Annotated in this window: 5 protein-coding genes; 2 read left to right on the forward strand and 3 right to left on the reverse strand. The window is 70.6% G+C overall.

Annotated features, from left to right (window positions below; translation table 11 throughout):
* Positions 1 to 120 precede the first annotated feature (120 nt).
* The 3 genes from ACZ6NC_RS41660 to recD2 form a co-directional block, all read right to left on the reverse strand.
* On the reverse strand, positions 121 to 840 hold the full coding sequence (locus tag ACZ6NC_RS41660; RefSeq protein ID WP_465739103.1) for an SDR family NAD(P)-dependent oxidoreductase: 720 nt from the start codon (positions 838 to 840) through the stop codon (positions 121 to 123).
* A gap of 527 nt (positions 841 to 1367) precedes the next feature.
* The gene (locus tag ACZ6NC_RS41665; RefSeq protein ID WP_465739104.1) at positions 1368 to 2657 is read right to left on the reverse strand and encodes a citrate synthase; all 1290 of its coding nucleotides are present in this window, start codon (positions 2655 to 2657) and stop codon (positions 1368 to 1370) included.
* A 224-nt stretch (positions 2658 to 2881) separates the two neighbouring features.
* Positions 2882 to 5119: an SF1B family DNA helicase RecD2 gene (gene recD2, locus ACZ6NC_RS41670; protein ID WP_465739105.1), complete on the reverse strand. Its 2238-nt coding sequence runs from the start codon at positions 5117 to 5119 to the stop codon at positions 2882 to 2884.
* A 158-nt stretch (positions 5120 to 5277) separates the two neighbouring features.
* Here recD2 and ACZ6NC_RS41675 point away from each other — a divergent pair, with 158 nt between their 5' ends.
* The gene (locus tag ACZ6NC_RS41675; protein ID WP_465739106.1) at positions 5278 to 6087 is read left to right on the forward strand and encodes a VOC family protein; all 810 of its coding nucleotides are present in this window, start codon (positions 5278 to 5280) and stop codon (positions 6085 to 6087) included.
* Between the two features lie 206 nt (positions 6088 to 6293).
* Positions 6294 to 6746, forward strand: a complete 453-nt coding sequence (locus tag ACZ6NC_RS41680; RefSeq protein ID WP_465739107.1) for a GNAT family N-acetyltransferase — start codon at positions 6294 to 6296, stop codon at positions 6744 to 6746.
* Positions 6747 to 6872 lie beyond the last annotated feature (126 nt).

The raw sequence follows: 6872 nt of genomic DNA on the forward strand, positions 1-6872 counted from the left end.
TTTGTCCTTTTCTCCCCCCACCCCCCCCCCATACTCCCTGCTCCTACCCCCCCGGCAACAAACCCCAACCCCCCCCCCCCCCCACCCCCCCCCCCCCCCCCCCCGCGTCCGCGCGTCCGCTCAACGGCCGAGCAGCTCGCCGCCGTTGCAGTGGAGGATCTCGCCGGTGACGAACCCGGCCTCCGGCGAGGCCAGGAAGTAGACCGCCGCCGCCACCTCGCCGGCCTCCCCGATCCGGCCGAGCAGCGTCCGGGCCGCCCGCCGGGAGACCTCGGCCTCGTCCAGCCGCGGACCGAAGAACTCGGTGCCCGCCACCGTGCCCGGGGCGACGATGTTGGCGGTGATGCCCGAGGTGCCGAGCTGGGCGGCCAGGAAGTGGTTCCAGGCGTGCAGCGAGGCCTTGGCGGCCCCGTACGAACCGGCGCCGCGCAGGGCGGCGATCGAGCTGACGGTGACGACCCGGCCGGAGCCCGGGGTGAGCCGGTCGCGGACGGACTCGGTGAGCAGCACCACGGTCAGCACGTTGCGCTCGAAGTCGCCGCGCCAGCGGGCCAGCAGGGCGTGCGGCCCGCCGCCGATCACCGTCTCCCGGCTGCCCGCGTTGTTCACCAGCACGTCGATCCGCTCGGGAAGTTCACCGAGCGCCGCCTCGACGGCGTCCGGGTCGGCGAGGTCGCAGACCAGCGGGGTGACGTTCGGCCCGAGGTCGGCCGCGGCCTGTTCGAGCACCGCCCGCCGGCGGCCGACGATCACGACCTGTTCGCCCGCCTCGGCAAACCGGCGGGCCACCTCGTACCCGATCCCCGTGCCACCGCCGGTGACAACGACGTTCCTGGCCATCTGCGCACTCCCTCCCCAGCTCCGCCGCCACGCTGCGAGGGTGCGGGACGGTCCGTACCGGAATGCCACGATTCCTATCACGCTCGGTTGCCGTCACTGTGGGGAGGGTGACGTTGCCGCCGGCGGAAGGTGTGATATGGGCCCGGTACCACGCGCACACGGAGCGTGGCGAGAGGCAGGTCACACACCCCGGGCGTAACTTCTCGCACCCTGATACGTCTTAGGTTGGTAGTGCGGCAGTTTTTTCGGTGGGCGGCGGACGTGGCGAACGGCTTCACGTCTCCGCGCGGACACCACTGCCGCCGACGGGGCTCCGGCGGGCCCCGGGACGGTCGCCGACCTGTCGGTGGCCTTCGCGCACGGCGCCGGGGAGTGGCGGGTCTGGGACGCTTTGAGCGGCCGTCCCGGGCTGCGGCCGCCCCCGGAGTCGTGCGCCGTACGTTTCCACCCTCGCGGGTGACGGCGAAGGGCCCGGCCGCACATGCGGCCGGGCCCTTCCTGGTCCTGCGTCAGTGGGTGCCGGAGCCTCAGCGGGCGCCGAGCTCCACGTAGTCGCGGATCGCGGTGCCGGTGTAGATCTGGCGCGGACGGCCGATCCGGCTGGTCGGGTCGTTGATCATCTCGTGCCAGTGGGCGATCCAGCCCGGCAGCCGGCCGAGGGCGAACAGCACGGTGAACATGCTGGTCGGGAAGCCCATGGCGCGGTAGATCAGGCCGGTGTAGAAGTCCACGTTCGGGTAGAGCTTGCGCGAGACGAAGAAGTCGTCCTTCAGCGCGTGCTCCTCCAGCTTGAGCGCGATGTCGAGCAGCTCGTCGGACTTGCCGAGCTGGCCGAGCACCTCGTGCGCCAGCAGCTTGACCTGCGCGGCGCGCGGGTCGAACGCCTTGTACACGCGGTGGCCGAAGCCCATCAGCTTGACGCCGTCCTCGCGGTTCTTCACCTTGCGGATGAACGCGTCGACGTCGCCGCCGTCCTTCTGGATGCTCTCCAGCATCTCCAGGACGGCCTGGTTGGCGCCACCGTGCAGCGGGCCCCAGAGCGCCGAGATACCGGCCGAGATCGAGGCGAACTGGTTGGCGTGGCTGGAGCCGACCAGGCGGACCGTGGAGGTCGAGCAGTTCTGCTCGTGGTCCGCGTGCAGGATCAGCAGCTTGTCCAGGGCGTTGACGATGACCGGGTTGAGCTCGTAGTCCTCGGCGGGCACCGCGAAGGTCATCCGCAGGAAGTTCTCGACGTAGCTCAGGTCGTTGCGCGGGTAGACGAACGGCTGGCCGACCGACTTCTTGTACGCGTAGGCCGCGATGGTCGGCAGCTTCGCCAGCAGGCGGACCGTCGACAGGTGGCGCTGGGCGGCGTCGAACGGGTTGTGGCTGTCCTGGTAGAAGGTGGACAGCGCGCCGACCACGGACGACAGCATCGCCATCGGGTGGGCGTCCCGCGGGAAGCCCTGGTAGAAGCGCTTGACGTCCTCGTGCAGCAGGGTGTGCTGGGTGATCTCGCGGTTGAACTCCGACAGCTGGTCGGCCGTCGGCAGCTCGCCGTTGATCAGCAGGTACGCGGTCTCGATGAAGTCGCCCTGCTTGGCGAGCTGCTCGATCGGGTAGCCGCGGTAGCGCAGGATGCCGTTGTCGCCGTCCACGAAGGTGATCGCGGACTTGTACGCGGCGGTGTTACCGAAGCCGTTGTCCAGGGTGACCAGGCCGGTCTGCGGGAGCAGCTTCGAGATGTCGAAGCCGGCGTTGCCCGCAGTGCTCTCGACGACGGGGTACTCGTACTCGCCGTCCTGGTACCGCAGTACTACCGAGTTGTCGCTCACGTCTTCCTCACCGACGAAATGAATCCTCTTCCAAGGTGCCCTGACTGTCTCTACCATCCCCCATCTGGCGGACAGCCGCGCACCCGGGGTGGCCCGAAAGGGACCGCCCCTACAAAACCTGCCGCCGCAGCCGGTACGAACCGGACAAGATCGGCACCACACCAGGCTCTGCCGTAAATCTCTTCACGTCAAGAGAACAATAGAGGCAACCATCCGTTGGAGAATCATCCAGTGGCCAGCCGGTGGTCCAGTGCGGCATGCCTCCTACCTGCACTGACACTCCGAACGGCCTGGGCGATCGCCTTCCGTGACCCCACCAGCACCACGAGTTTCCTCGCCCTGGTCACAGCCGTGTAGAGCAGGTTCCGCTGGAGCATCGTCCACGCGGACGTGGTGACCGGAATCACCACCACCGGATACTCGCTCCCCTGCGACCGGTGGATCGTCACCGCGTACGCGTGCGCCAACTCGTCCAGCTCGTCGAAGTCGTACGGCACCTCCTCGTCCTCGTCGGTGAGCACGGTCAGCCGCTGGTCGTCCACGCTGAGCGAGGTCACCACCCCCACTGTGCCGTTGAAGACCCCGTTCCGCCCCTTGTCATAGTTGTTCCGGATCTGCGTGACCTTGTCCCCCACCCGGAACGTCCGCCCACCGAACCGCCGCTCCGCCACCCCCTCCCGGGCCGGCGACACCGCCGCCTGCAACAGCGTGTTCAGGTTCCCCGCGCCGGCGGGGCCCCGGTGCATCGGCGCCAGCACCTGGACGTCCCGCCGCGCGTCGAAGCCGAACCGCTGCGGGATCCGTCGCGCCACCACGTCCACCGTCAGCCCCGCCGCCCGCTCCGCGTCGTCCTCCACGAACAGGAAGAAGTCCGCCAGCCCCTCCGTCAGCGGCGGCAGCCCCTCGTTGATCCGGTGCGCGTTGGTCACCACCCCCGACTGCTGGGCCTGCCGGAAGATCCTGGTCAGCCGCACCGACGGGATCGGCCCACCGTCCGCGAGCAGGTCCCGCAGCACCTCGCCGGCGCCCACCGACGGCAGCTGGTCCACGTCCCCCACGAACAGCAGGTGCGCCCCCGGCGCCACCGCCTTGACCAGCTTGTTCGCCAGAATCAGATCCAGCATCGACGCCTCGTCCACCACCACCAGATCAGCGTCCAGCGGCCGGTCCCGGTCGTACGCGGCGTCCCCGCCCGGCCGCAGCTCCAGCAGCCGGTGCACCGTCGACGCCTCCATCCCGGTCAGCTCCGCCAGCCGCTTCGCCGCCCGCCCCGTCGGCGCCGCCAGCACCACCTTGGCCCGCTTCGCCAGCGCCAGCGTCACGATCGACTTCACCGTGAACGACTTGCCGCAGCCGGGACCGCCCGTCAGCACCGCGACCTTCTCGGTCAGCGCCAGCCGCACCGACTGCTCCTGCTCCGGCGCCAGCTCCGCCCCCGTCCGCTTCGCCAGCCACCCCAGCGCCGCCGGCCAGTCCACGTCCGCGAACCACGGCATCCGGTCCGACTCCGCCCGCAACAACCGCAACAGCTGGTTGGAGAGCGAGATCTCCGCCCGGTGGAACGGCACCAGGTACACCGCGGTGATCGGCTCACCGCCCTCCCCCGGCACCGACTCCCTCACCACCCCCTCCGCGGCCACCAGCTCCGCCAGGCAGTCGATCACCAGCCCCACGTCCACCTGGAGCAGCTTCACCCCGTCCGCGATCAGCCGCTCCTCCGGCAGGTAGCAGTGCCCCTGGTCGCTGCTCTGCGACAGCGCGTACTGCAGCCCCGCCTTCACCCGCTCCGGGCTGTCGTGCGGAATCCCCACCGCCTGCGCGATCCGGTCCGCCGTCAGGAAGCCGATGCCCCAGACGTCCGACGCCAGCCGGTACGGCTCGTTCTTCACCACCCCGATCGAACCGTCCCCGTACTGCTTGTAGATCCGCACCGCCAGGGACGTGGAGACGCCGACCCCCTGCAGGAAGACCATCACCTCCTTGATGGACTTCTGCTCCTCCCACGCCGCCGCGATCTTCTTGGTCCGCTTCGGCCCCAGCCCCGGCACCTCGATCAGCCGGCCCGGCTCGTTCTCGATCACCTCCAGGGTGTCCACCCCGAACCGCTCCACGATCCGCTCGGCGAACCGCGGCCCGATCCCCTTGATCAACCCCGAGCCGAGATAGCGCTGGATGCCCTGGATCGTCGCCGGCAGCACCGTCGTGTAGTTCTCCACCACGAACTGCTTGCCGTACTGCGGATGCGACCCCCACCGCCCGTGCAGCCGCAGCGACTCCCCCGGCTGCGCCCCCAGCAGCGCGCCCACCACCGTCAGCAGGTCGTTGCCGCCGCGCCCGGTGTCCACCCGGGCGACCGTGTAGCCGGTCTCCTCGTTGGCGTACGTGATCCGCTCCAGCACGCCCTCGACCTGGGCGAGCTGGAGCGGCGGACCCACCGGCGCCTGCTGCGTCTGCCTGGCCACCCGGCCCCCTCTACCAGTGCGGGTGAAGTTTCGCTACGCACCGTACCGCCCGGGTGCGACAGCAGGTGCCCTGGTGCCAGGCTGGTAGACGCAGAGGGGGACCTTTCGTCCTGCCCGCGCCCCATCGCGACAGGCATCGCCCAAGGAGCAGTGCCGCCATGCTCACCACCGCCTTCGCCCCCGGCTCACCCAACTGGCTCGACCTCACCAGCCCGGACACCGCCGCCTCCGTCGCCTTCTACACCACCGTGTTCGGCTGGACCTTCGCCTCCACCGGCCCGGAGGCCGGCGGCTACGGCTTCTTCCAGCAGGACGGCCGCACCGTCGCCGCCCTCGGCCCGCACCGCGCCGCCCCCGACCTGACCGACGAGACCGTCTACCCCGGCTGGACGATCTACTTCTGCACCCTCGACGCCGACCGGACCACCGAACTCGTCGAGGCCGCCGGCGGCAAGGTCCGCCTCGCCCCGTTCACCGTCTTCACCAGCGGCCGGACGGCCGGCTACACCGACCCCACCGGCGCCGAGTTCGCCGTCTGGCAGCCCCATGACACCCCCGGCCTGGAGGCCGTCACCGAACCGGGCACCTTCTGCTGGGCCGAGTGCTACAGCGTCGACGCCGAGGCGGCCAAGGCCTTCTACCGCGCCGTCTTCTCCTGGCAGGAGCAGGACGTCCCGCTCGGCGAGGTGATGTACACCGTCCTCACCCCGGCCGGCGGCGGCACGGACGACGCGCACGGCGGCATCATGCAGCTCGGCCCCGAGCAGACCGCCGCCGGCACCACCTCGCACTGGCTCCCCTACATCGAGGTCCCCAGCGTGGACGCCGCCGTCGCCCTCGCCGAACAGCTCGGCGCGACCGTCCGGATCCCCGCCACGGACGTGCACGGCGTCGGCCGCCTCGCCCAGCTGATCGACCCGCACGGCGCCGTCTTCGCCGTCATCACCAGTGCTGTGGACGGCGGGTGACACCGCCTCACCCGCCGGGAGGGCCGTGCAATGGCCATGGAGGGCCGCTGGGGGCCCTGAGGGGCTCCGAGCGGCTCCGAGCGGCTCCGAGCGGCTCTGAGGGGCACTCGCGGGGTACTGGCGGGGTACTCGCGGGGTAGTCGCGGGCGTCGCGGGAAGCAGACGGGGGTGCGTCGGGGCCTCAGGGGCCCGCCTAGGCTGTGATCATGACCGACCTGACGATCCGCCGGGCCACCGCCGACGACCTGCCGGCGATAGTGGCCATGCTCGCCGACGACGCCCTGGGCGCCACCCGCGAGAGCCCCGACGACCTCACCCCCTACCGCGACGCCTTCGCCCGTATCGACGCCGACCCGCACCAGCACCTGGTCGTCGCCGAACGCGCCGGCCGGACCATCGGTACCCTCCAGCTGACCGTCGTCCCCGGCCTCTCCCGCAAGGGCTCCACCCGGACCATCATCGAAGCGGTCCGGATCCACGCCGACGAGCGCGGCAGCGGCCTCGGGACCGAGCTGATCCGCTGGGCGGTCGACCGCTCCCGCGAACTCGGCGCCGACCTCGTCCAGCTCACCTCCGACGCGACCCGCACCGACGCCCACCGCTTCTACGAGCGCCTCGGATTCGTCGCCTCACACCTCGGCTTCAAACTCGCGCTGTAATTCCCGCAATGCTGTGGTTCCGGAAACGCAAAGAACCCCCGATCCGTGACGGATCGGGGGTTCTCTGTGAATGATTGTTCGGCGGCGTCCTACTCTCCCACAGGGTCCCCCCTGCAGTACCATCGG

This window comes from Kitasatospora sp. NPDC041988 (assembly GCF_055588525.1).